Origin of the sequence: Okeania sp. KiyG1 (assembly GCF_014132355.1) — a bacterium.
Classification (GTDB): domain Bacteria; phylum Cyanobacteriota; class Cyanobacteriia; order Cyanobacteriales; family Microcoleaceae; genus Okeania.
This window is the reverse complement of the sequence record NZ_BLZO01000082.1, coordinates 1-23097: the sequence shown is the minus strand read 5'-3', so window position 1 is coordinate 23097 and position 23097 is coordinate 1. Positions and strand designations below refer to the sequence as shown.

At 36.9% G+C, this 23097-nt stretch carries 14 protein-coding genes; 4 read left to right on the top strand and 10 right to left on the bottom strand.

Features of this window, described 5'->3' with window-relative positions:
- Positions 1 to 110: 110 nt before the first annotated feature.
- The 5 genes from SAGCYANO_RS44850 to SAGCYANO_RS17455 all read right to left on the bottom strand — a co-directional run bounded on the left by SAGCYANO_RS44850 (position 111) and on the right by SAGCYANO_RS17455 (position 6671).
- Positions 111 to 503, bottom strand: coding sequence for a transposase (locus SAGCYANO_RS44850; protein ID WP_237396272.1), 393 nt, complete (start codon positions 501 to 503; stop codon positions 111 to 113).
- Positions 445 to 1476 carry a transposase gene (locus SAGCYANO_RS17470; RefSeq protein ID WP_237396270.1) on the bottom strand — a complete coding sequence of 344 codons (1032 nt, stop codon included), beginning with the start codon at positions 1474 to 1476 and terminating at the stop codon, positions 445 to 447. Before SAGCYANO_RS17470 ends, SAGCYANO_RS44850 begins: the two co-directional genes overlap by 59 nt.
- 529 nt (positions 1477 to 2005) lie before the next feature.
- Entirely contained in the window at positions 2006 to 2536 is a 531-nt protein-coding gene (locus tag SAGCYANO_RS17465) for a Rab family GTPase (RefSeq protein ID WP_202221248.1), read from the bottom strand.
- Between the two features lie 8 nt (positions 2537 to 2544).
- Positions 2545 to 6045, bottom strand: coding sequence for an OmpA family protein (locus SAGCYANO_RS17460; RefSeq protein ID WP_202221247.1), 3501 nt, complete (start codon positions 6043 to 6045; stop codon positions 2545 to 2547).
- An 11-nt stretch (positions 6046 to 6056) separates the two neighbouring features.
- Positions 6057 to 6671: a hypothetical protein gene (locus SAGCYANO_RS17455; protein ID WP_202221246.1), complete on the bottom strand. Its 615-nt coding sequence runs from the start codon at positions 6669 to 6671 to the stop codon at positions 6057 to 6059.
- Between the two features lie 1105 nt (positions 6672 to 7776).
- Here SAGCYANO_RS17455 and SAGCYANO_RS17445 point away from each other — a divergent pair.
- Positions 7777 to 8337 (top strand): PEP-CTERM sorting domain-containing protein, encoded by a 561-nt coding sequence (locus SAGCYANO_RS17445; protein WP_202221244.1) that lies wholly within the window; start codon positions 7777 to 7779, stop codon positions 8335 to 8337.
- Between the two features lie 362 nt (positions 8338 to 8699).
- Entirely contained in the window at positions 8700 to 10187 is a 1488-nt protein-coding gene (gene gatB / locus SAGCYANO_RS17440) for an Asp-tRNA(Asn)/Glu-tRNA(Gln) amidotransferase subunit GatB (protein ID WP_202221243.1), read from the top strand.
- 540 nt (positions 10188 to 10727) lie between these two features.
- On the opposite strand, the gene SAGCYANO_RS17435 is transcribed toward gatB, so the two are convergent.
- A complete protein-coding gene (locus SAGCYANO_RS17435) occupies positions 10728 to 11249 on the bottom strand; it encodes a TVP38/TMEM64 family protein (RefSeq protein WP_237396268.1) in 522 nt (173 codons plus the stop codon).
- Positions 11250 to 12798: 1549 nt separating this feature from the next.
- Between SAGCYANO_RS17435 and SAGCYANO_RS17430 the strand changes: the two genes are divergently transcribed.
- Positions 12799 to 13347 (top strand): hypothetical protein, encoded by a 549-nt coding sequence (locus SAGCYANO_RS17430; protein ID WP_202221242.1) that lies wholly within the window; start codon positions 12799 to 12801, stop codon positions 13345 to 13347.
- A gap of 969 nt (positions 13348 to 14316) precedes the next feature.
- Positions 14317 to 16686 carry a PhoX family phosphatase gene (locus SAGCYANO_RS17425; protein ID WP_202221241.1) on the top strand — a complete coding sequence of 790 codons (2370 nt, stop codon included), beginning with the start codon at positions 14317 to 14319 and terminating at the stop codon, positions 16684 to 16686.
- A 727-nt stretch (positions 16687 to 17413) separates the two neighbouring features.
- Here SAGCYANO_RS17425 and SAGCYANO_RS17420 read toward each other — a convergent pair.
- The 4 genes from SAGCYANO_RS17420 to SAGCYANO_RS17405 form a co-directional block, all read right to left on the bottom strand.
- The gene (locus tag SAGCYANO_RS17420; protein ID WP_202221240.1) at positions 17414 to 18193 is read right to left on the bottom strand and encodes a carbon dioxide-concentrating mechanism protein CcmK; all 780 of its coding nucleotides are present in this window, start codon (positions 18191 to 18193) and stop codon (positions 17414 to 17416) included.
- A gap of 53 nt (positions 18194 to 18246) precedes the next feature.
- Positions 18247 to 19545: an RNA-guided endonuclease TnpB family protein gene (locus tag SAGCYANO_RS17415; protein WP_202221239.1), complete on the bottom strand. Its 1299-nt coding sequence runs from the start codon at positions 19543 to 19545 to the stop codon at positions 18247 to 18249.
- A gap of 425 nt (positions 19546 to 19970) precedes the next feature.
- A complete protein-coding gene (locus tag SAGCYANO_RS17410) occupies positions 19971 to 21503 on the bottom strand; it encodes a hypothetical protein (protein WP_202221238.1) in 1533 nt (510 codons plus the stop codon).
- Between the two features lie 536 nt (positions 21504 to 22039).
- The coding region (locus SAGCYANO_RS17405; protein WP_202221237.1) for a ribulose bisphosphate carboxylase small subunit at positions 22040 to 23097 on the bottom strand (1058 nt) is incomplete at its 5' end.

The following is a 23097-nucleotide window of genomic DNA, read 5'->3' as shown; positions in this document are numbered from 1 at the left end:
TAAAAAGGGAAGCTTTAGACGACAATTTATCGGTAATTTCTATTATTTATTTTGGCATATTTGACATCCTCCCGACGCTGACCTACGGTACAGCGCGGGATTCCCATCTATCAATCAAACAACCGAAGTTGAATTGGTGACTCAGAGCGGGTTGACACATCATTGCCATTTGCGTCCTTTTTAGGGGATGACTTACGACGGCTCCGTGTCCGTTTAATTGTCTCCGAGTGCCCCTCGGCGACTTCATTGAAAAGTGATAATTGTACAGGAGTTTCTATTACTTTAGCTTCAGTAGTTTCAACCTTGGTTTTTGGCTGAATAACTTCTAAAATATTGATAGCAGCGTTTATGTCACGATAACCTCCGGTTAAGCGTAAGCTATCGTGCAAAGTGCCACAATTTAAGCAAGTCCACTCCCTAACATTTAGTTCTTTCTTGCCACCTTTAAAACCACAACTTAGAGCATTTTTGAGAAGTAGGTTCCCATCTAGAAATAGTTCCAAATTCCCTGCCATATTTCTCGCATTTAGCCTCAGTTAAAGTTCTAAATTCTCTCCATCCTAAATCACTAATTGCTTTAGCCAATTTGCGATTACGTTTGCGCAGCATTCCGTAGGAAACCATACCAGAAACATTTAAGTCTTCTAGTACAATTGTGTCGTATTTTTTAACTAAATCAGTCGATAACTTGTGAAGGAAGTCTGTACGTTTGCGCAGCATTCCGTAGGAAATGTCTTTGACTTTTGCGTGCAGTTTAGCAACTCTAACCCTTGCCTTTTCACGACGTTTGCTACCTAGCTGAGTTTTGGCAAATTTACGTTGAAACTTGCCTAATTTCTTGAGGTTTTTTTTGAGAGGTAATGATAGCTTAAACTTTTCGCCATTACTCAATGTGGCAAATGTGTTAATACCCAAATCAATCCCAATAGAATTACCAGACTTTGGCAAATGTTCTGAACAAGTTTCTACAACAAAACTAGCAAAATAACGATTAGATGAATCTTTAATGATAGTTACAGAACTAGGCTGTGATGGCAGCTTTCTTGACCAAAATATTTTAATATTACCTACTTTTGGCAGATAGATTTTGTCTTGACAAATCTTGTAATTAGCCCCTACAAATCTAGCAGTTTGCCTAGACTTTCTTTGCTTAAATCTAGGAGGTTTGACTTGAATTCCTTTACGTTTTCCAGTACGACTATCAAAAAAGTTTTTATATGCCTGATCTAAGTCTTTCAAAGATTGTTGTAGTGGTGTAGAAGCTACATCTTTCAGCCAAAGCAATTCTTTTTTAGCTTGAGTTATGAATTGTTTAGTTAAATCTACATAGCTAGGTTTCTTTTGACCACCAGCATATAGTTGATTACAATATGCTAAACTTTGATTCCAAACATATCGACAACAGCCAAAAAGTTGATTTAATTTGCTTATTTGAATATGATTAGGATAGATGCGATATTTGTATCTAGATTTCAATGTTTTGGATCTATTACTAACACGTTTGTAGTTTTATTATAGCATGGGTTGGCATTCCCATACGACGCTCCCTTGCAGGAGAGCGCGGGTATAAATGCCAACATTAGATAATTTTATCAAACAGGATTGGGTTGCGCCACCCCACCTTTTAACCCACATTCCGCACCACAAAATGTAGTATAACTCAAAAGTCATGCATTAAGAAGGAAGTAAGAAGTAAGAAGTAAATTATAGTGGTCAATAGGAGTCAAGGATTCAGTAAGTGTTTATGCTGGCATAAGTAATCTGAGAATTTGACTCTCGATTAAGGTAAATGAAGATAATTTATATAGTATAAATACCTAAGCAAGCTACGGATTTTATACTAATTTTTATGTTACGCTCTTGAAGTGCGGAATGTGGGTTTTAAGGCGAAATATTTTTGGAGGGTTGCTCAAATACCCGTTACAAAAATAACTTCTGTACGGGTGATTCGCGTTTGCGGAGCATTCCGTAGGAAATCACCCCTACTGACTTCTGACTTCGTTAATCATCCTATTTTTTCTAACATTCTATATGATAATTTATGGAATATATCATCTACATTATCACCAGTTTTAGCCGATGTAGAATATGTCGCTATAACTCTTTTATCTTCCTGATGCTCGAATTTTGATAATAATTGATTGATCATTTCTGCATCAACTAAATCAGATTTATTCAAAGCCAAAATAGCTACACTCTTAGGATTTACTGATAAAAATAATTCTAATCTTTCCGAAAGATTGTCGATAGTTTCTTGACGAGTGACATCTGCTACAACTATTGCCCCACTAGCTCCTTGTAAATAACTAGGAGCGATCGCCTTAAACTTAGTATGACCTTCTAGATCCCAAATTAATAACTGCAAAAAATCATTTTTTTCTACATCTGTTTTGGGTAAATCAACTTTTTTACGAGAAATTTTTACCCCTACCGTAGAGAGATATTGGTCACTAAACTGTCGATCGACAAACTTACGAATAAGGCTAGTTTTTCCCACACCAAAATCACCAACAAGACAAATTTTTTTCGATATCATATTTTCAGCTAGTTGTCTTTTTCATTTGGTTCAAACAACTCAAATGTTACGCACCTACTTAATAATAGTGGTTGATTGTCCTCCACATCTTGAGGAGAGTTTGTTTGTCCAATTATGTCTAATCGTCTGGCATCTACCCCCTGTTTCACCAAAGCGTCCCTGACTGTATATGCTCGTTCAAGGGCCAATTGTCTATTGAGATTGGGACTGCCAGTACGATCTGTATGACCTAATATCCTAAGATGTTTTTGAGGATATTGAGTAAGAAATTCTCTAATCTGGGCCATTGTATCTAAATATACAGGCTGAAGTTGGGCTGAACCTATATCAAAGTAGATGCGAGTTTTCAGCTTAAGTGGGCTGAGTTTAGTTGTACTGATTACAGATGTTACCCCAGGAACTTGCTCTATTTTACGAATAATTATCTGAGAATCTGCCATATCCATTACTGTTCCTTTGACTATCACTCTACCTTCTCCATATTCAGTGCTAATGGACACACCATCCATTTGATTTAAGACTCTTGTCATTCTACCTACTTCATCACTTACTTCTGAGGGTCTTCTTACAGCTACTATCTGATTATTTACTTCTAAATTGTGGAATCTAGCTTCTTTTTTAGCTATTTTTGCTGCTCTATTTCGTAGATTTTGATTTGGCAGTTGTCCAGTGAGAATTAAGGAACCTCGCTCTACTTTTGCATCTATTCCATAAATAGCCAACTCATCAATATTAGACCAAGCTTCCCTAGTTCTTACTTCAATACCACGATAAAGTCTACTGTAATATTGATAGATGCCCCAAGGTATTAATATTAGACTCAAAATTAATCCACAAACTATTAATAAAGCAGTGGGAGTTTTAGAAACTTGTAATTTCTGATTTTCTTGTACATCTTCTGTTTCCATTAATGACTTTAATAACAACTGAATTGAGGGAGGAATAGTATCAGAGTCTCCTGCAAAATTTTTAATATCTTTACCATGATCGATCACAATGTTACTCAGGACTTGTTGTAATTCTTTGATAAATGACTTGTTTGTTTGTCCTTTTATTACTACAGCTAAATAACAGTATCCGGCAACTTCTAAGATAATTTTTGAATTCCCATATTCAATTTCATTCAGTTCAGAAGTATCTCCAGACTGAGCAATACAATCATTCACAAAACTGCTAATAGCTGTTAACATTCCTGCTAGCATTTCTGATTCCAATCTATCTCGTCCAGAATGTTGAACTTCAGAAATTACTAAGCCAGATTCTTTGTGGATGAGAAACACTGCTTGGACAGTACAAATCGTTATTTCTGAGATGATTAATTCTGCTTCTGAAACTCCTTGGAAAGTTGCTTTAATTTTACGTTTTATTCCTTTTAAGCTAAAAGTCTCTGAAATTTTGTCGTTAATTTCTCGAACTTCTCCTGCCATATATTTAGAAATAGTGCTACCCATGACAGGATATAAAGCATCTGCTATAGAATTTGGCTCTAAAGTAATTTGATCTTTAATTGCTCTACCCATTTCTGGTGCTAATGCTTGAGAAATTTGTCGTCGGTCTATTCTAATTTGTTCTCTAATTGCTGCTCCCATTTCTGGTGCTAATGCTTTGGCAATTTCTTGGGGATAATTCTGTATTGCAGTAGAAATTGCTCCTGGTAATAATGGTGCTAATACTTCACTAATTGCTTGTTGGTCTTGCTCTGTTTTTTTGCTAATAATGATATCTATGATTGGTGCTATTGCATCTGCTATTACTTGAGGTTCTTGTTTGATTTGTGTTTCTATTGAGGGTGCTAATAATGGTGCTAATGATGAAGTTATTGACTGTTTGTCTTGCTCTATTTTTTTGCTAATAATGATATCTATGATTGGTGCTATTGCATCTGCTATTAGTTGAGGTTCTTGTTGAACTTGTGTTTCTATTGAGGGTGCTAATAATGGTGCTAATGATGAAGTTATTGCCTGTCGGTCTTGTCTAAATCTTTTTTGTATGGCTTGCTCGATAACTGGATAAATTGTCTCTATGACTTCTTCTTCTGTTTGACCTAATTGTAAGTTTTGTGAGAATAAAGGAGTTAGTGCATGATTGAATTCATCTTGATTGGAATTAAAATTTTTTACTCCTTGGCTAGTATTTAGTTTCCTAATTAACCTAGCTAATTGAGAGCCAAATAAAATATTTTGTAAAGCTTCAAAGGCTTCTAATTCTTCATCATATTGTTGGCGTTCGTCTGATAATTCTGGTAATTTTTGTGGAAAAAGTAATGGTTTTTCTATACCTGCTTCTTCTGCTTGATTATTAGTAGATGTAGATTTACCCTCAACATCAATAATCTTATCCCGGTCTTGTTCTGGCTGTTTTGTGATGGTCTGATGGATTGAATTTTGATGATTTTCTGTTTGATTAACTGTAGTTGACTGAAAATCTATCTCCTGTTGATAATTAATTGATTCTGCTGTTAAATCTTCCGGATTATCAGTAATCTTATCCTGGTCTTTTTCTGGTTGTTTTGTGATGGTCTGATGGATTGAATTTTGATGATTTTCTGTTTGATTAACTGTAGTTGACTGAAAATCTATCTCCTGTTGATAATTAATTGATTCTGCTGTTAAATCTTCCGGATTATCAGTAATCTTATCCTGGTCTTTTTCTGGTTGTTTTGTGATGGTCTGATGGATTGAATTTTGATGATTTTCTGTTTGATTAACTGTAGTTGACTGAAAATCTATCTCCTGTTGATAATTAATTGATTCTGCTGTTAAATCTTCCGGATTATCAGTAATCTTATCCTGGTCTTTTTCTGGTTGTTTTGTGATGGTCTGATGGATTAAATTTTGATGATTTTCTGTTTGATTAACTACCGTTGACTGAAAATCTATCTCCTGTTGAGAATTAATTGATTCTGCTGTTAAATCTTCCGGAAAATCAGTAATGTTGTGCTGATTTTGTTCTGGCTGTTTTGTGATGCTCTGATAGATTAAATTTTGATGATTTTCTGTTTGATTAACTACCGTTGACTGAAAATCTATCTCCTGTTGAGAATTAATTAATTCTGCTGTTAAATCTTCCGGAAAATCAGTAATGTTGTGCTGATTTTGTTCTAGCTGTTTTGTGATGCTCTGATAGATTAAATTTTGATGATTTTCTGTTTGATTAACTACCGTTGACTGAAAATCTATCTTCTCTTGAGAATTAATTGATTCTGCTGTTAAATCTTCCAGAAAATCAGTAATCTTATCCCTGTCTTGTTCTAACTGTTTTGTTATAGTCTGATGGATTAAATTTTGATGATTTTCTGTTTGATTAACTAACGTTGACTGAAAATCTATATCCTCTTGAGAATTAATTGATTCTGCTGTTAAACCTTCCGGAAAATCAACTAAGTTTAAATCCACCAATAATTTCAACAAACGTCTTAACTGTTCAACTGTTTCCGTATTCAGTTCAACAGATTGATTATAATTAATATCTTGTGAATTATTAGTCGATTTTTCGTTTAAGTAAGCCATCTATATTCCGATCATTTACGATGGTTGTCTGAAATTAAAAGCTCTTTTTCTAAATCCTTATCTGCTGCTTGTTTTAGTTCACTCACAAACTCAGTTTTTTTCATTCTCATGCCAACTTCAAACATAATTTCTGCTAAGTCGTCCCGTGAGACTTTCACATCATTAAGTAAGGAAAAGCGTTTTTCAAGTTCTTCAAATATTTTAGTTTTTAATTCACTAACATCATTTTGGAGTTTATCTCTTGTTTGTGATAAATCTTCCCGTAGAGAAGTTGTTTGAGCGTCAATAATTTCATTTAAAGCTTCTTTCGTAGTAGTAATTTTACGATTTACTCGCTCAATTTGTTGCTTAGTTTCCACAACATCTTCTTGAGTATTTTGGATATTCAAATTAATATTTCTAATCTTTTTCTCTATAGAATCAACTGTAGCTTGAAGTTCTGTAGAAAAAGCACTTTTAACTTGTTCTATTTGATTTTTAGTTTCTTGTCTAACAGAGAATAATTCTGATTCTAGCTTTTCAAAACGATTTTCGTACTCTCTAAGTTTAGGGCCAAATATTATATCACGAATTTTGTCAATATTTCCCAGTCTCTCACGCATTTCTTCCTTGCTTAATTCGGCCATATTTTCTCCTTATGTTACGAACTGTCAAAGTTCGGGATAATATAATGTTAAAAATATACTTTCTGATTTTACCACTTAGTTTAGTCTTTTACCGGATTGATTTATTTACGATGTTATATTAAGATTCGTCGCACTTTTAACTTTAACCATACAGTTTAATGTTGACCAGGAAGGATTAAGAAGTCAGAAGTTAACCCACCCCTAACCCCTCCCAGGAGGGGAACTAGGGGATTTAAGCAAGGCAAAAATATTGCGCCAGTCAAGTCGGGGTTGCGCGACCCATATTATTTTGATAAAAAATAGCAGGAAAGAAGGTGAAACTTTTGCAGAGGAACTCAAGCGATCGCCGATATGGAAAATGCAGCATGACAAACTGAAAAAGTAAAGCTTCCCATAAGGTGGGATAGAGAGAAAATATAAAATCTAAATCATTCTTAGCTTTATGGTCCTGCAACAGAGTGATAAAAAGTATACCAACAATAGTATTCAATTAACGATTGTAATTGACAATTGTCCCGGAAATATTTGTATAGATAAAATATATAATTATAACACTATTAACGATATAAAAGTTTTCATAATTGCTTGATGCTCATAAACTTCATCAAAACTTGATAAAAATGGATCTTTGAGTAAAGAATTGATGAAGATTGTTGTTTTTACGGAGATAGGGGTTGGTAGTAGATTTGGCTTATTGTTATAGTTAATACAGTAAACAAAAACTTTTACCGAGACACTTCTGATAATCAACAAAACTCTTTCTACTTTAATTGGTTCTTCTGTATTAGCTGTGGCACTTCCACTGGTTCCTAGCGTTGCTAATGCAATAGTCTACGATACCTGGACTACCAATGAGGGTGACTCAGGCAATTACCGAAAAATTGGGTTTAAAGCCTCGCCCTTGTAGGGCGACTTTTTATTTTATGTGCAAGTGAATTGAATATGTGGTACAGTGTTATTAGTTGCCGGGGGGCACTCGGAAACTCTAAACGGACGTGGAGAGAAGCGTTAGACTACCGCCAAGGAAGCAGCACCCTGTGTTAGCGACAGCTATGCGAAGCAAAGCGTCAACCCGCCGAGGAGCTACGGCTCAGTAGGAATCCCCGTGCCTTTAGGCCGGGGAGGATGTCAAATCGTCACAGTAACCGAAGACGATATGAATGACCTTTTTAATGTCGAACTAACAGTAAATCCGTGGAATGCTGAAGCTTTAGGAATCTTTATCGATCTTGGAGACAACTATATTTCAGACAACACATTATTAGGAAGTAATGTATCCCTTGTCGGTACTGATACCAGCAGTCTCGGTTGTGGGCCTGGTTGTAACCTCAATGGACTTAACCCACCCATAGCTAGTCCTGACGGCGAGTGGGAATGGGTAATCCGACTAGGTAATCAGGGCTTCGATAGCATTCAAACGTTTAATTTTGATATTGCTCGGAACGGCTTAACTGAAGCAGACTGGGGACTGGTTGGAATCCGCGCCCAACAGCTCTGTCCTGCAGGGGAAACCCTTTCTGACGGAGACGATTCAGGTTGTGGTGATAGCGATAAGTCTTATGGATTACCTAGTACTGATGATGATAGAGAAAGGGTACCTGAACCCAGTTCGATTTTAGCTCTTGGTTTAATTGGTAGTGGAATGTTCTTATCTCGCCGTCGCTAAAATGTTTAAAACTCTCTCTATCTAATAACATGATATTCCTGTAATGGAAATGATTTCAGCCTGGTGTAGATAGCATCTACAATCAAATATTAATCGTATCTACCAATAATTTTTTCATATATTTTTCAAACAATCAGACATTCCGCAGCACTATCCATATCAATATATTTTGTTATTCAAGGGTAAATTTTCACTTCTAAACCTTACTTCACTTCCATTTCTGATCGAAAAGTTGATATTATATTTCCGATTGACCTTAATTCTATATCAATACTAAAGCCAGTTGTCCCAAATTGCCGATCGCTCTATGATTTTGGGTATAAAATCTACAATAGAACTTATTCGATTGAATTTCTATATCTATGGCAACAACTGTACAAGTAAAAACAGAGTATGAAGCAATTATTGGTCTAGAAACCCATTGTCAACTTAACACCCAAACCAAAATTTTCTCCGCTTCATCCACAGAATTCGGTGCCCCACCAAACACCAATATTGATCCAATATGTATGGGAATGCCTGGAGTATTACCCGTACTTAATCAAAAAGTCCTAGAATATGCCGTAAAAGCAGGACTCGCCCTCAATTGTCAAATCGCACCCTATAGTAAATTTGACCGTAAACAATATTTCTATCCTGACTTGCCGAAAAATTATCAGATTTCTCAGTATGACCTACCCATCGCGGAAAATGGTTGGCTAGAAATAGAAATAGTAGAAGAAGATGGCACTGCAAACCGCAAAAAAATCGGCATTACCAGACTACACATGGAAGAAGATGCGGGTAAATTAGTCCATGGAGGTAGCGATCGCCTATCTGGGTCTACCTATTCAATGGTGGACTATAATCGTGCAGGGGTGCCATTAGTGGAAATTGTATCAGAACCGGATATGCGTTCTGGACTAGAAGCGGCAGAATATGCTCAGGAACTACAGCGAATTGTCCGCTACCTTGGGGTGAGCGATGGTAATATGCAGGAAGGTTCTCTACGATGCGATGTGAATGTTTCTGTACGACCAGTGGGCCAAAAAGAGTTTGGTACTAAGGTAGAAATCAAAAATATGAATTCCTTTAGTGCTATACAACGAGCGATCGAATATGAAATTCAACGGCAAACTGAAGCTATTGAAGCAGGGGAAAAAATTGTTCAAGAAACTAGACTCTGGGAAGAGGGTTCTCAACTTACTATTAGTATGAGGGTGAAGGAGGGTTCTAGTGATTATCGTTATTTTCCTGAACCTGATATTCCACCTATTGAAGTCTCGACTGAACAGTTAGATGCTTGGAAAGTAGAATTACCAGAATTACCCGCACAAAAACGTCACCGTTATGAGAGTAAGTTAGGTTTATCTGCTTATGATACTCGCGTGCTTACTGATGACTGCAAAGTAGCAGAATATTTTGAAGCAACAGTTGCAGCAGGTGGAAATGCAAAACAAGCAGCTAACTGGGTAATGGGGGATATTACTGCTTATTTGAAAAATGAAAAAATTAGCATTACTGATATTGGCCTTAAACCAGAAAATTTGGCGGAGCTAACTACAATAATTGAAGATGGTACTATCAGTGGCAAAATTGCTAAGGATATTCTCCCAGAATTATTATCAAAAGGTGGGTCGCCGAAGGAATTAGTAGAGAAGAAAGGTCTAATTCAAATTTCAGATACTAAGGCGATCGAAGCAATTATTGATGAAGTTTTAGCAGCACATCCAGAAGAGTTAGAAAAATATCGTGGTGGTAAAACTAAACTTAAGGGTTTCTTTGTTGGACAAGTGATGAAGAAGACTCAAGGACGTGCTGACCCGAAAATGACAAATCAATTAATTAGTAAGAAGTTAGAAGGAATTTAGAATTTAGAATTTAGAATTTAGAATTCAGAATTTAGAATTTAGAATTTAGAATTTAGAATTATAAATTCAGGAGTCAGGAGTCAGGAGTCAGGAGTCAGGAGGGAAAAAATTTATCAAGATTTGGTAATGGTGAAGATAGAGAATGTTTTGATACCGACAGGACTTGCGCAAATTCACCTTGAAAACGCCATATGTAGGGGCGTTTGCGGAGCATGACCTTAGGAAATGGCATTCGCCCTTATTGGATTTTGTAGTCTACTTAAATGAAAAGCGCTGTAATACCCTACCGTCAAGGGGGGTGCTTAATAGACATCTCCAATAATAAAAAATAAAATCAATTATCCCACAGAAATTATCAATTCTTTCCCCCTACTCCCTACTCTCTACTCCCTCTTTTTTGGAGATGTCTAATATTGTTTGGATTTTGTAGACAGGAAGTAGCCTTTCGTTGACTATCCATAAGTAATTTTCCCTTCTGCCTTCTGCCTTCTGCCTTCTGCCTTCTGCCTTCTGCCTTCTAACTTCTTCCTTCTTCCTTCTTCAATTCCTACCTTCTTCAATACTTTTTTCTAAAGCTTTTTTTGCTAATCTAGTCACATAAATAGTTACTAAAACTGTGGCAATTAAACCAACTATATTAATTATCCATTTAGTTACTTCTACAGTAGAATTTGTAGGTTGTTGAGAGGTACCAATTAAAGTAATATCACCTACTATAGAACCAATATAAACATACATTATTGTTCCAGGAATCATTCCTAGAGAACCAAAAATATAATCTTTTAATGACACCTGCATCACACCAAAAGCATAATTCAAAAGATTAAAAGGAAATAAAGGGCAAAGTCTAGTTAAAAAAACAATTTTAAATCCTTCTTTCACCACAGCTCGATCAATAACTTGAAATTTTGGATGTTGATGTAATTGTTGGTAAGCCCAATTACGAGATATATGCCGTCCGATAATAAAAGCTACTGTAGCACCTAAAGTTGAAGCAAAAAAAACATAAATAACTCCCCAGATAACTCCAAATATTACTCCTCCTCCCATAGTTAAAACCAAACCGGGAATTAATAGTAAAGTAGCTAAATTATAAATAATTATGAAAGCGATCGGACTCCAAATACCTAGAGTTTCAATCCAGATTAATATATTTTTAAAAGTTCCGGTAGGTTAAAATATTTGGCTGCAATAATTAAGCTTATAACTACAAGAAATAACAAAAAAACTTGCAAATTTTTTTAAATTTTCTCTGGGCATGAGTATTTTTCAAGAATTTAGAATTTAGAATTTAGAATTTAGAATTACCGAATAATTAATAATTAATAATTAAATAATTATGGTTTAAAGCCTCCCCTTTTAAGGGGAAATAAAGAAATAATATTTCCTTTTCAAAGGTTGCTTTTACCTTTCCCAACATTAATAGCTGAAGTCCGCAGTTCCGACCTAGGAGGCTAGCTAATAGCTGACGGCTGTTTGCGCAGCATTCCGGAGGAAATGCTTACATCCTATTCTTTTTTAGTCAACCCTAATTATTAATTGTTAAACTTATTCCTTCCTTTTGCTGCAATACTAACTTATTGATAAGTATTCAACAAACATTATATGAATTATAAATATCATCCTCAAATTATTTTTATCTTAGTTAACTATGAATTTTTACTGAGAATAATTACTGGAGAAATAAATAACTAAAATTATATCTTTTCATAGCTTATCAAAATAATATCGGTCTAAAACCCCGCCTTTTAAGGCGAAATATAGCAATGTGTGCTGGCATATTTACAAATTTCAGGAACTGTCCAATAGCTAAAAGTTTTATATTATCAGCTTTTTATCCCCCCTACTGCCTATTGCCTATTGCCAGATGAGCTGCGCGCAGCGCTATATTTTTGGAGAGTTGCTCAAAATCCCCTACTTCCCCTCCTGGGATGGGTTAGGGGTGGGTTAACTTCTGACTTCTGACTTCTGACTTCGTTAAATTATGTGCCCCCTCTGGGGAAGCTAGGAATTGCGGATAATTACTAATAACAAAGCTTTTGTTTGTAGTTAGACTTGAGCCTCTGCAATACTTATATAATTGCTAGAGCAAAACTACAATTCTAATTGTAATTTTTCTACCTAATATACAATTAATTTTGCTTGACTACTTAAATATTGAAATACTGAATTTTAGGAGTATTTTGATTAGCGATCGCCTGCCTAAAAATTGTCAATTAAAACAGATAAATCTAATTAAGGCTTGCTGATTAAATCTAAAAGTATTTACAGATAAAGGTAAGTGCCTTTTTGGGGCCTTTAAAAAGTGCCTGTTTTTCAGCTCTTCACGCTCAAAAAGGAGCGTATTTTAGGCGCATAGTTGGGCAGAAAAATCACTCTTACAATTCTTACTCCTACCTCCTCGCTCCCGACCCTTTTCTCCTGAATTCCCCTCCTGGGAGGGGTTAGGGGTGGGTTTTCTCCTGTCTCCTGTCTCCTACCCTCACCCATAATAATTTTTCAGCAAACCCTAATTATAGTAAATCTTTAACCAAAACTTAAATTGATTTTAATTATTATCTGTTACTCTTAACAAATAAATTATTATATATTTTGAAAAAAACTTAACTCAATGAATTTATATTATCGTATTTTCTCGAGTATAGTCTTAATATTATCTAGTATCTTAACCACAGATATAACGACCTTAGCTTCTGCCAAAAATACCAGTCTTTTGATTGACTCAAACAATAATAATTCTTATCAAAATCTTGTAGAACAAGCAGAAAATTTAGCAAAAAATACAATCAAGCAAGAATTTAAAAATAATCCAGAAATCACAGAAATTACTATCACTATATTAGGAGAACGTCAAAGTCAAATAGTACCAATTCTACGTTCAACAGTATCTCGTGCTGAATGGCAAAAAAATGCAGAAATTGATAATTTGACTAGATATTTTGCCGATGCCAAATATTTACTCAAATTTGATAATAATCAAGATACATCCAAAACTCAACCTCAAACTCCTGCCTATTCTCCTCAAATTCCAGCTCCACCTCCACCATCACCCAATACTCAACCTACAATTCCTCAGCCTTCAAGAAAATCTCCCACACCACCTACATCTAGACCTCCAATATTTCCTTCCGATGAAGACGACTCCGAAATAGACGATTAATAATAGGGGAGTATTTAACAATTAATAATTAATAATTAATAATTAATAATTAATAATTACCTCTCCTTGAAAACGGATAGGATTGACTCAAAGGAAAAATTTTTATTGTTTCTCCTTTAAAGGAGTGGCTTTAAACCTTAATGTAAGCAATCAGCTATCAGCTAGCCTCCTATGGTCGGAACTACGTTATCAGCTATCAGCTTTTAAATCATATCTAATATATTTCCTGCTACAAAATTGCTTATGTTAATAACTCAGACTTCTAGTTCTAGTGCTTCAATTTATGAGTTGAAAATGCAGTAGAAGTTAAAAGAGAAATTCCTTGATTAAAAAGCTGAACTCAAGTGCATTTTACAGGAAAAGCTGACCGCTGCTTGAGGAGCATCCGCAGGAAATGCTAATAGCTGAATGCTTACACCTTAATTATTCGGTAAACATCAGAATAATGTACACTTACTGGCTAATAATCGCTCAAATTCATTTTATCCAAGAGAACTAAAACCTTCTTAAATAATTTCAATAATTAGACTTCATATAACTTTATAACTTGATAAAATGGGTGCATCTTAATATTTGCAAGAATACTTTTTTCCTATTCCCTATTCCCTGTTCCCTATTCCCTGTTCCCTGTTCCCTATTCCCTGTTCCCTGTTCCCTAAAAGCGATAAATTTTTGGTTTTATTCAAAATTGAGATGTACCCGATAAAATAGAAATAAAATATCATCAAATATCCTCTATCTTCCTTCCTAATACTTACTCAATTAGATAAATTAACCAAAAATTAAACAAGATTTAAACCAAACTTAAATAAACAATAAACAGACTATAAATTTGTTTAGGTAAACTTCTGAAGGCAGTATAAAAACCAACTATATAAACACAAATTCTAGGTAAAAAATACTGCTAGCAATAGATTTAGAAACCGTAATCTACCATCTCTTGCACAGAAGAGAACTAAATAAAATTTTATGTCCAGACTAACTCGTAGAAAACTATTAATGTTTTTCGGATGTAGTGCAGCAGCTAGTGCAGCAGCTACAGCACTATCACCAAAAATTGGCAATTTTTTAGGTAGTAGCTCCGAAATAGCTCAAGCTCAGACCCCCGGTTTGAGCTTCACACCCCTAAAACTGGCACATCCTTTAGAAGCTTATCAAACTAACCCTAGCTTTGTACCTTTAGGAATAGGTGGAGAAGGAGGTACTATAGAAGCAGGTGTAGATGTAGCACTACAATCCTATCAATACTTCGATGATGTAATAGTACCTCCGGAATATGAAAGATATGTAATAGTTAGTTGGGGCGATCGCGTATTCCCTAACCCAGAAGAATACTTTGGTTATAACAGCGATTATGTTAGCTTTATCCCTATTAATGGTAATCCCAATGATGGTTATCTTTGGAATAACCACGAGTATGTCTCCTATCCATTATCATCATTACTAGGTGGTGATGACCTAGCTGGTTTCCCCACAACAGACCAACTTGTACTAGGTTTAGATTTATCTCAACCCAATGTCTTAACTCTAGGTGAATTTGCTTATAACCAAGGTGGGTCTATTGTCCGTATCACTAAAGGCGGTAATGGTCGTTATGCTACTGTCGCTGATGATGCTAATCGTAGAGTACATCTTTTGTCTGGTCTAGCAATTAACGCTGAACGTTCTGATGGTTATCAAGGTGTCACATCTTGGGGTTCACGGAGCTATCAGACTGGAGACAATAACTTCTTAGTCGGTACTGGACCTGCTGCGACTGAGGTATTCCCCCTAAGTTCTGATGGACTTGGTAATAGAATTATCGGTACAGCTTTCAATTGCTCTGGTGGTACAACTCCTTGGGGCACAATTTTGACCGCTGAAGAAAACTTCCAAGGTAGCGTTACAGAAGGCGTATTACCTAACGGTACTCAAACTGGCTATGATGATGAAGGCATAGGTTTTGCCTTTGGTTTAGTAGGTGAAAAATATGGCTGGATGGTAGAAATTTCTCCAGCAGACCCAAGTTTCCAAAACAGAAAACATACAGCTTTAGGTCGTTTCCGCCACGAAAATATTGCATTTCGAGTAGAAGCAGGTAGACCATTAGTAGCATATATGGGAGATGACCGTCGTGGTGGTCATACCTGGAAATTTGTGAGTAGTGGTATAGTTTCTAACCCTAGCGATTCAAATAATAGCCAATTATTTGAAAGTGGGACTCTTTATGCTGCACGTTTAAATCCTGATGGCTCTGGTCAGTGGATTCCATTAGTTCCTAGCACTCCCACTAATCCTCTATCACCAAGCGAGATTGCTCAAGCTGAACTTAATGCTTTTGATGAAGCTCAAAGAGATGGCCGAATTCGCTTACCTCAACGTGCTGGTATTCCTGGAGCAGAACAGGATGGTGGGTCTTTTATTGTAGACCTGACAAATGAAAGCGTATTATCTAATTATCAGGGAAGGACTCTAGGAGATTTTTACACTAGCCAAGGTGCTATTTTATCTGATGCTTTCTTAGCTGCTAATTTAGTAGGTGCTACTCCTACCTCTCGTCCTGAAGATGTAGAAGTTCACCCTGGTGATGGTAGTGTATTTATTGCCTATACAGATAATGCACCTGGTGGAGATGGATATCCAGACTCCAGAATCTTTGTTGTCAGCAAATACTCAGCAGATGTTGATGCTGTTCAGCAGTTTGGCGGTCTGTATCGTATCATTGAAACTGACAGTGATGCTACAAGTCTCACCTTTAGTTGGTCAGTTTTTGAGCAAAGTGGAGAAGATGGTGCTATTAACGGTGCTGGCTTTGCTAATGTGGATAACCTAGAAATTGATACTCTGGGTAATATCTGGGGTGTAACAGATATGTCTACCAGTAATCACAATGGTTTCCGAACTGGTGCTGCTGGAGAGCTAAGAGATATTGACCATACTGCTACTGGAAATGTTTCTAGCTTAACAGGGGTATTTGGTAACAACTGGTTGTTCTACATTCCTGTTGTTGGACCTAATGCTGGATTGGTTGTACCTTTTGCTTATGGTCCTCCACGTTGCGAAATGACTGGACCATACTTTATCAGAAATAGTAGTGGTGAAGATGAAACTCTACTATTAGCTGTACAACATCCTGGGGAAAGCGCACCTATTGGAGATGGAGTTCAACTAGGTCGAGATATTGAGATGTTAAATTTGGATGGCACTCTCTTCACTCAGCAGCGAAGTGTACCTCGTGGTAGTAACTGGCCTAGTAATATAGGTTATACAGGCAACCCTGGAGGTAGTTTTAATGGTTTACTACCACCAAGACCTACTATTATTGGTATTACTCGTAGGAACGGTGGTGCGTTTGTTTGACATACTCCCGACGTTGCGCATAGCGCGACAACGCAGGATTCTTCAGTCATGAAAAAATGACCGCTGTTTCGTGTGAGGTGATGTCCTCCCCCTGTGTTGACATCGATAATAACATACGTACCTTCTAGCTTGTCAAGGGTATAGGAAGGTTTTATTTGTGGAGGTATCCGACTCTTGGCCCTGGCTTTCCCTGATGACGCTCCCCTTCAGGAGAGTGCGGGACTTCCCGCCAGGGAAGTTAAAATTTAACTTGACGCAAGAATCTCTAGTAGTGGCGTGACACGTCTAAAATGTTCCAATAGTAGGGGTGGGTTCCACGTTTAAATTAATTACTCAACATTAAATTTAGATGAACCCGCCCCCTCCCCTATGAGTTTTGTTGTCAAACAGCAAGACTTTGCAACTCATCTGTCTTAACTTTAATTGGAGATGCTATACTAGACATCTCCAAAAATCAAAAATAAAATCGATTATCGTACAGAAATTATCAATTCTTTCCCCTCCCAGGAGGGGTTAGGGGTGGGTTCCCTACTGCCTACTCCCTACTCCCTACTAGACATCTCCAAAAATCAAAAATAAAATCGATTATCGTACAGAAATTATCAATTCTTTCCCCTCCCAGGAGGGGTTAGGGGTGGGTTCCCTACTGCCTACTCCCTACTCCCTACTCCCTCTTCCAAGTGTAAGCTTTGAGCAGGTTAAATGTTGCACAACAAACGGAATTGTATTATTTATCCTTAACTTCTTCTTTCATAGGTACAGGAAGTTGAGAAAAATCGGGTAATCTCACAAGCTCCTTTTCTTTTTCTGTAATTGCCAATGGCAAACGTAGAGGTTCAGATTTTTCTTCAATTAAATAAGTAGCTATAGGTAATGTCCTTTCTAAATCATCCAATGCTCTAGGAATTACCATTACAGCATTTAAATCTCCAATTCTTTCTGCTTCCTGCATACCAGCTTCTACTGCCACTGCAACATTAGAAACCGAACCCCGAACAATAGCAGTACATAAACCTGCCCCTGTAGTTTCATAAGCAGTCAACTGTACATCACCAGCTTTGAGCATTGCGTCACAAGCTCCCACCATTGCTGGAAAACCTCTAGTCTCTATCAGACCAACTGCCTTATTTCTAAACTCAGCAGAAACTCTACCTTGAGATAATTTAAATAAAAGACTGCCAATAGGTAGTACAGCTTCTAAATTAGGTAAAGGTCGAGGAATAACAGTATGAGAAATAAGTTGTCCAAATTCTTTCGCTGTTTCTGCTCCAGAGTCTATTGCTAAACGAACATCAGCAACACCACCACGAACTACCGCAGTACAATATCCACTACCAATTTTTTCGTATCCTACCAGAATAACCCCAGATGACTTCAGCATCATATCAGCAGTACCAACTATGGCAGGAAAACTCCTGGTTGTGATTAAACCAAGAGCTGAATCTCCAAAGTTGATTGGCGATTCAAGAGATTCTAGATTATGGTTATTGTGGGTCTGTATTTTCATTTTCTATCTCTTTACTTCGGTGTAGCAGTGAACCCACGTGACATACTCCCACACTAAGCTTGCGCTATAGTGTGGGCTTCTCGTTTCCCTGCCCTGCTATTGCATCGGGCTCCACGAGCTTTAAGAACGGAATGCCCTACCGCCCTATTTTTTATATTTATCGCTGCATTTCCTAGGTCATGCTTCCCTACGGGATGCTGCGCAAACGCAAACAAGTCGCGGTCTATTACTATGCCGCAGTGCGGGCAAGAATGGGTTCGTATGTTTAATTCTTTCTTGACTTTTTCCCCACAGCTTGAGCAATCTTGGCTAGTATTTTTTGGGTTCACTCCTATAGTTTTCTGTCCAGCATTTCCGGCTTTGACAGTTAAAATAGTTAGAAATTGGCCCCATCCAGCATCCTTAATTGATTTACTCAAACGGGTCAATGCTTGCCCTTTAATGTTTAAGTTTGCCTCCGGCACGCCGCGCTCCGCGTCTACATGGGCGATAACTTCAGCTTTTAATAACAATTCATTGGCTGTTTTAAAGTGGAAATCTTTTCGTTTATCGGCAGCCTTTTTATGTTGTTTAGCTACAGCTTTGATAGCTTTGAGCCACCTTTTACTTCCTTTTTTCTTTCGAGATAAACGTTTCTTTTGAGTCTTTAATCGCTGCTGAGATTTTCGATAGTATTGAGGGATGGGAACAGATTCTCCTTGACTTGTTACTAAGAATTCCTTCAACCCCATATCGATTCCCAGGGTATTTTTTAATGTAGGTTCCACTTCAGTTGTCGAAGCTGGAACTGATTTGTCTTCTAGGGATAAAGTAATATAATAACCATCAGCTTTACGACTAATAGTCACTGTTTTAATTTGAAAATCATCAGGTAATAGTCGATGTTTAATTAACTTTACCTTGCCTATTTTGGGCAAGTTTATCTTGTTTTCTTCCATGCAGTCTTGCTTGATTTGAGGATAAGTAAAACTGCGATAACGTCCAATTCCTTTAAACCTTGGTTTTCCTAATTTATGTCCATTTTTATCTTTTTTAAACCATCTATCAAAGGCAAGTTTTACTCGTTTTATGCAATCTTGCAAAACCTGAGAATGAATTAGCTTGTAGGAAGGAAACTTGTCTTTGGTATTGACCAAATCTCGTTTTTGAGAGTAATAATCTGGATTATCTCTTAGTTGAGGAATTGGTATCACCAAGGGGCAAGCATTAACCGGACAGCGATTTTCGTCCCACCACGAGAACCGCTCGCCTAACCGATAGTTGTACTGCTGACGCAACAATTCCAACCACAATTCTATGGTGGCTAACTGTTTTTTATTGGGCCTTAATTTATATTGGTAGGCAGTCCGCATGGTGGAAAATTTGTAGAAATGTCCTTTCTTTGGCTAGGTTCTTCAAAGGTGATGGTCTTTAGAGCTAGTTCAGGAATTTTTTATATAAAATCAAAAATAGAAATTAATATAGTTGAGCTGATTGGACTTTACTTGAAAGAGACTTTGAATAATTTTTTGTCCCTGGATGAGAGTAAAGTTTTGTCAGTTAGTTCTCTACATTTATCAAATTATATTATATTTTTTTGAAATTAGCAAGCCTTCTTATATCAAATAGATAGTTATATTGTCAATTATCCGACTGCTGTTTATCTGCTACAAATATCCTGCTCTAAATCAGATTTTTTAGTTTATCTCAACTAACATCAGTCAAAAGTAACAAAAATTGCTATAATTCTCGGCATCTACTACCTTTGTGTTTCCCTTACTAACCCAATATGACTTGTCTAATCTTCTTCATCGGGAGGAGAGTTAAGAGAATTTTTATGAGGAAATAAAGTTTTCATCATCCTATTTACATAATCTTGTCCGTAGATTGGAGTTTTAGTGGTTTCAGGTGCTTCTTCTTGTAGTTGAGTTTTAGCCTGCTCAATTTTATTTTGAGTTTCTTCTTCATTTTGAGTTTTTTCTTGGTCTGGTGATGAAGAAGTATTTGTTAATTCTTGATTAGCAAGAGCATGGGAATTATCATTTTCAGGTTCAGTTTTTTTGAAAAATTGATAATTACTGTTTAGTACTTGATTATTATCTGGATAATTAAAAGTACTTGTTTGAGCAATATTTTCTTCATTCAATTCAGAACTACTGCCTAATTCCTGATTATTATCTGGAGGATTAAAAGTACTTGTTTGAGCAATATTTTCTTCATTCAATTCAGAACTACTGCCTAATTCCTGATTATTATCTGGAGGATTAAAAGTACTTGTTTGAGCAATATTTTCTTCATTCAATTCAGAACTACTGCCTAATTCCTGATTATTATCTGGAGGATTAAAAGTACTTGTTTGAGCAATATTTTCTTCATTCAATTCAGAACTACTGCCTAATTCCTGATTATTATCTGGAGGATTAAAAGTACTTGTTTGAGCAATATTTTCTTCATTCAATTCAGAACTACTGCCTAATTCCTGATTATTATCTGGAGGATTAAAAGTACTTGTTTGAGCAATATTTTCTTCATTCAATTCAGAACTACTGCCTAATTCCTGATTATTATCTGGATAATTAAAAGTACTTGTTTGCATAATATTTTCTTCATTCAATTCAGAACTATTGCCTAATTCCTGATTATTATCTGGATAATTAAAAGTACTTGTTTGAGCAATATTTTCTTCATTCAATTCAGAATTATTGCCTAATTCCTGATTATTATCTGGATAATTAAAAGTACTTGTTTGAACAATATTTTCTTCATTCAATTCAGAACTACTGCCTAATTCTTGATTATTAACCGGAGGATTAACTGGATAATTAAAAGTACTTGTTTGAGAGAGATTTTCTTCGTTAAATTCAGAACTACTGCCTAATTCCCCAGCTACTGACAAATCATCATTGCTGTTAGTAGTAGTTGTTATTTGTGGTGTTAAAACTGTTTGAGATGGAGCTGTAATAGAATTTCCTAAGACTTGTCGTCCAGACTCTCCTATAATAGAAGTCGGTGGTACAACTTGATTTGGTTCAATATCATGTTCTAGAATCGTTGCCACTGAACCAATACAGGCATTAGCCCCTATTTTGCTCTTACCAACTACTAACACTCCCGCACCAATAGTGACTCCCGACTCAACTTCAATATTGCCCTGGTAAGCATGAAGAATAACCCCCATACCAATACAAACCCCTGTAGCAATAACTATCTGACAATCAGCAGCAGCTTGGAGAATGACACCAGAAGCGATCGCCACATTCGGCTCAATTTTTACATCACCACTAACAAAAGGCTCAGTATTTTCAATAGGTTGTAGTGGTGTGAACTGCATAAATACTCCTTTCAACTATCGGAATTAAAGCCAAAAGTTATCACTTTGAACTTTTGACTTTCTGTTTTTGGCATTGCTGATTCTGGGTATGATTTTGCCCCCCTAGCCCCCCAATTTTGGGGGGAATAAAACTCTAAAAGTCCCCCAAGATTGGGGGATTTAGGGGGGTTTACCAGAACCAAACAATCGCACATTCATACTTCAATTCAACAACGCCCTATTTTTTTGGCATTGCATAATTGCGGGATGATTTTATCAGAGAGGATCGACTTTAACAAAGTCAAAAGTCAGAAGTCAGAAGTCAGAAGTTAACCCACCCTAACCCCTCCCAGGAACCCACCCCTAGCCCCTCCCAGGAACCCACCCTAGCCCCTCCCAGGAGGGGAACTAGGGGATTGGAGCAACGCTCCAAAAATATTACGCCTTAAAAGGCGGGGTTGCGCGACCCATATTATTTTGATAATCCCCGTGTTGACCTGTCTCCGTGTCTCCGTTTCAGCCTCTAATCATCCCAGTATTCAGCAACGCCGTTTTCTTTACTTAGCCTTACCGTTAGGTTGCTGAATAATCATTTCTAAAACACGGCGTTTAGCTTGAGGGTCGATACCAATTAAGCGGACATATTCTCCCTCGTGTTGAGCTAGAGTTTCCTCAATAGCTGGAAAAACATCAGCATCACGTTTGCCATTAATTTGAGTATCAGTTTTCCAAGAGCTAGTCTTGAAACGGCGTTGGTCTGCATACTCTGTACCTATTTTGTAGCCACTCGCAATCAAAGAGCGAACTTGTTCTACCACCTCTTGAGTTAGCTTCTGGGTACTAGCAGTAGCTGTAACACTACTATATGATGGTTGATAACTATTACCTGCTCCATTAGATGTAGCTTGAGCTGTAGTAACTACTTGGCGTTTGCCATTTGGCTCCTGAATCAATACTTCCAACACCCGACGTTTGGCAGCGGTATCAACACCAATTAAACGTACATACTCACCACTATAATGTGTCAAAGCTGCTTCTAATTCCTCTATTGCTTGTGCAGTGGTCTGTGCCGAAATGGGAGCACTCTGCCAAGAGCTAGTCTTAAAGCGACGTGCATTAGCGTGTTCTATGCTGACGCGATATCCTTGATTAAATAGTGAACCTACTTGAGCTAAAACGTCCTGACTTAATTCTGTATTAGCACTACCTTGACTCGATACACTGGTTTGAGCAGTATTATAAATAGGAGGCTTACTATTACCTACTCCATTAGAAGTTGTAGCAACTCCTTGGCGTTTGCCATTTGGCTCCTGAATCAATACTTCCAACACCCGACGTTTAGCCACAGGATCGACACCAATTAAACGTACATATTCCCCACTATAATGTGCCAAAGCTGCTTCTAATTCCTCTATTGCTTGTGCAGTAGTTTGTGCCGAGATGGGAGCGCTCTGCCAAGAACTGGTCTTAAAGCGACGTGCATTAGCGTGTTCTATGCTGACGCGATATCCTTGATTAAATAGGGAACCTACTTGAGCTAAAACTTCCTGACTTAATCCTGTATTGACCGCACCACCTTGGATATTTGCAGGAGTTTTAGCAGTGAAAGAAGCAG

Coding starts and splice junctions, on each gene's coding strand:
- SAGCYANO_RS17465 (WP_202221248.1), bottom strand. CDS start 2,536: ATGATATCGAAAAAAATTTGTCTTGTTGGTGATTTTGGTGTGGGAAAA.
- SAGCYANO_RS17460 (WP_202221247.1), bottom strand. CDS start 6,045: ATGGCTTACTTAAACGAAAAATCGACTAATAATTCACAAGATATTAAT.
- SAGCYANO_RS17455 (WP_202221246.1), bottom strand. CDS start 6,671: ATGGCCGAATTAAGCAAGGAAGAAATGCGTGAGAGACTGGGAAATATT.
- gatB (WP_202221243.1), top strand. CDS start 8,700: ATGGCAACAACTGTACAAGTAAAAACAGAGTATGAAGCAATTATTGGT.
- SAGCYANO_RS17430 (WP_202221242.1), top strand. CDS start 12,799: ATGAATTTATATTATCGTATTTTCTCGAGTATAGTCTTAATATTATCT.
- SAGCYANO_RS17425 (WP_202221241.1), top strand. CDS start 14,317: ATGTCCAGACTAACTCGTAGAAAACTATTAATGTTTTTCGGATGTAGT.
- SAGCYANO_RS17420 (WP_202221240.1), bottom strand. CDS start 18,193: ATGAAAATACAGACCCACAATAACCATAATCTAGAATCTCTTGAATCG.
- SAGCYANO_RS17415 (WP_202221239.1), bottom strand. CDS start 19,545: ATGCGGACTGCCTACCAATATAAATTAAGGCCCAATAAAAAACAGTTA.
- SAGCYANO_RS17410 (WP_202221238.1), bottom strand. CDS start 21,503: ATGCAGTTCACACCACTACAACCTATTGAAAATACTGAGCCTTTTGTT.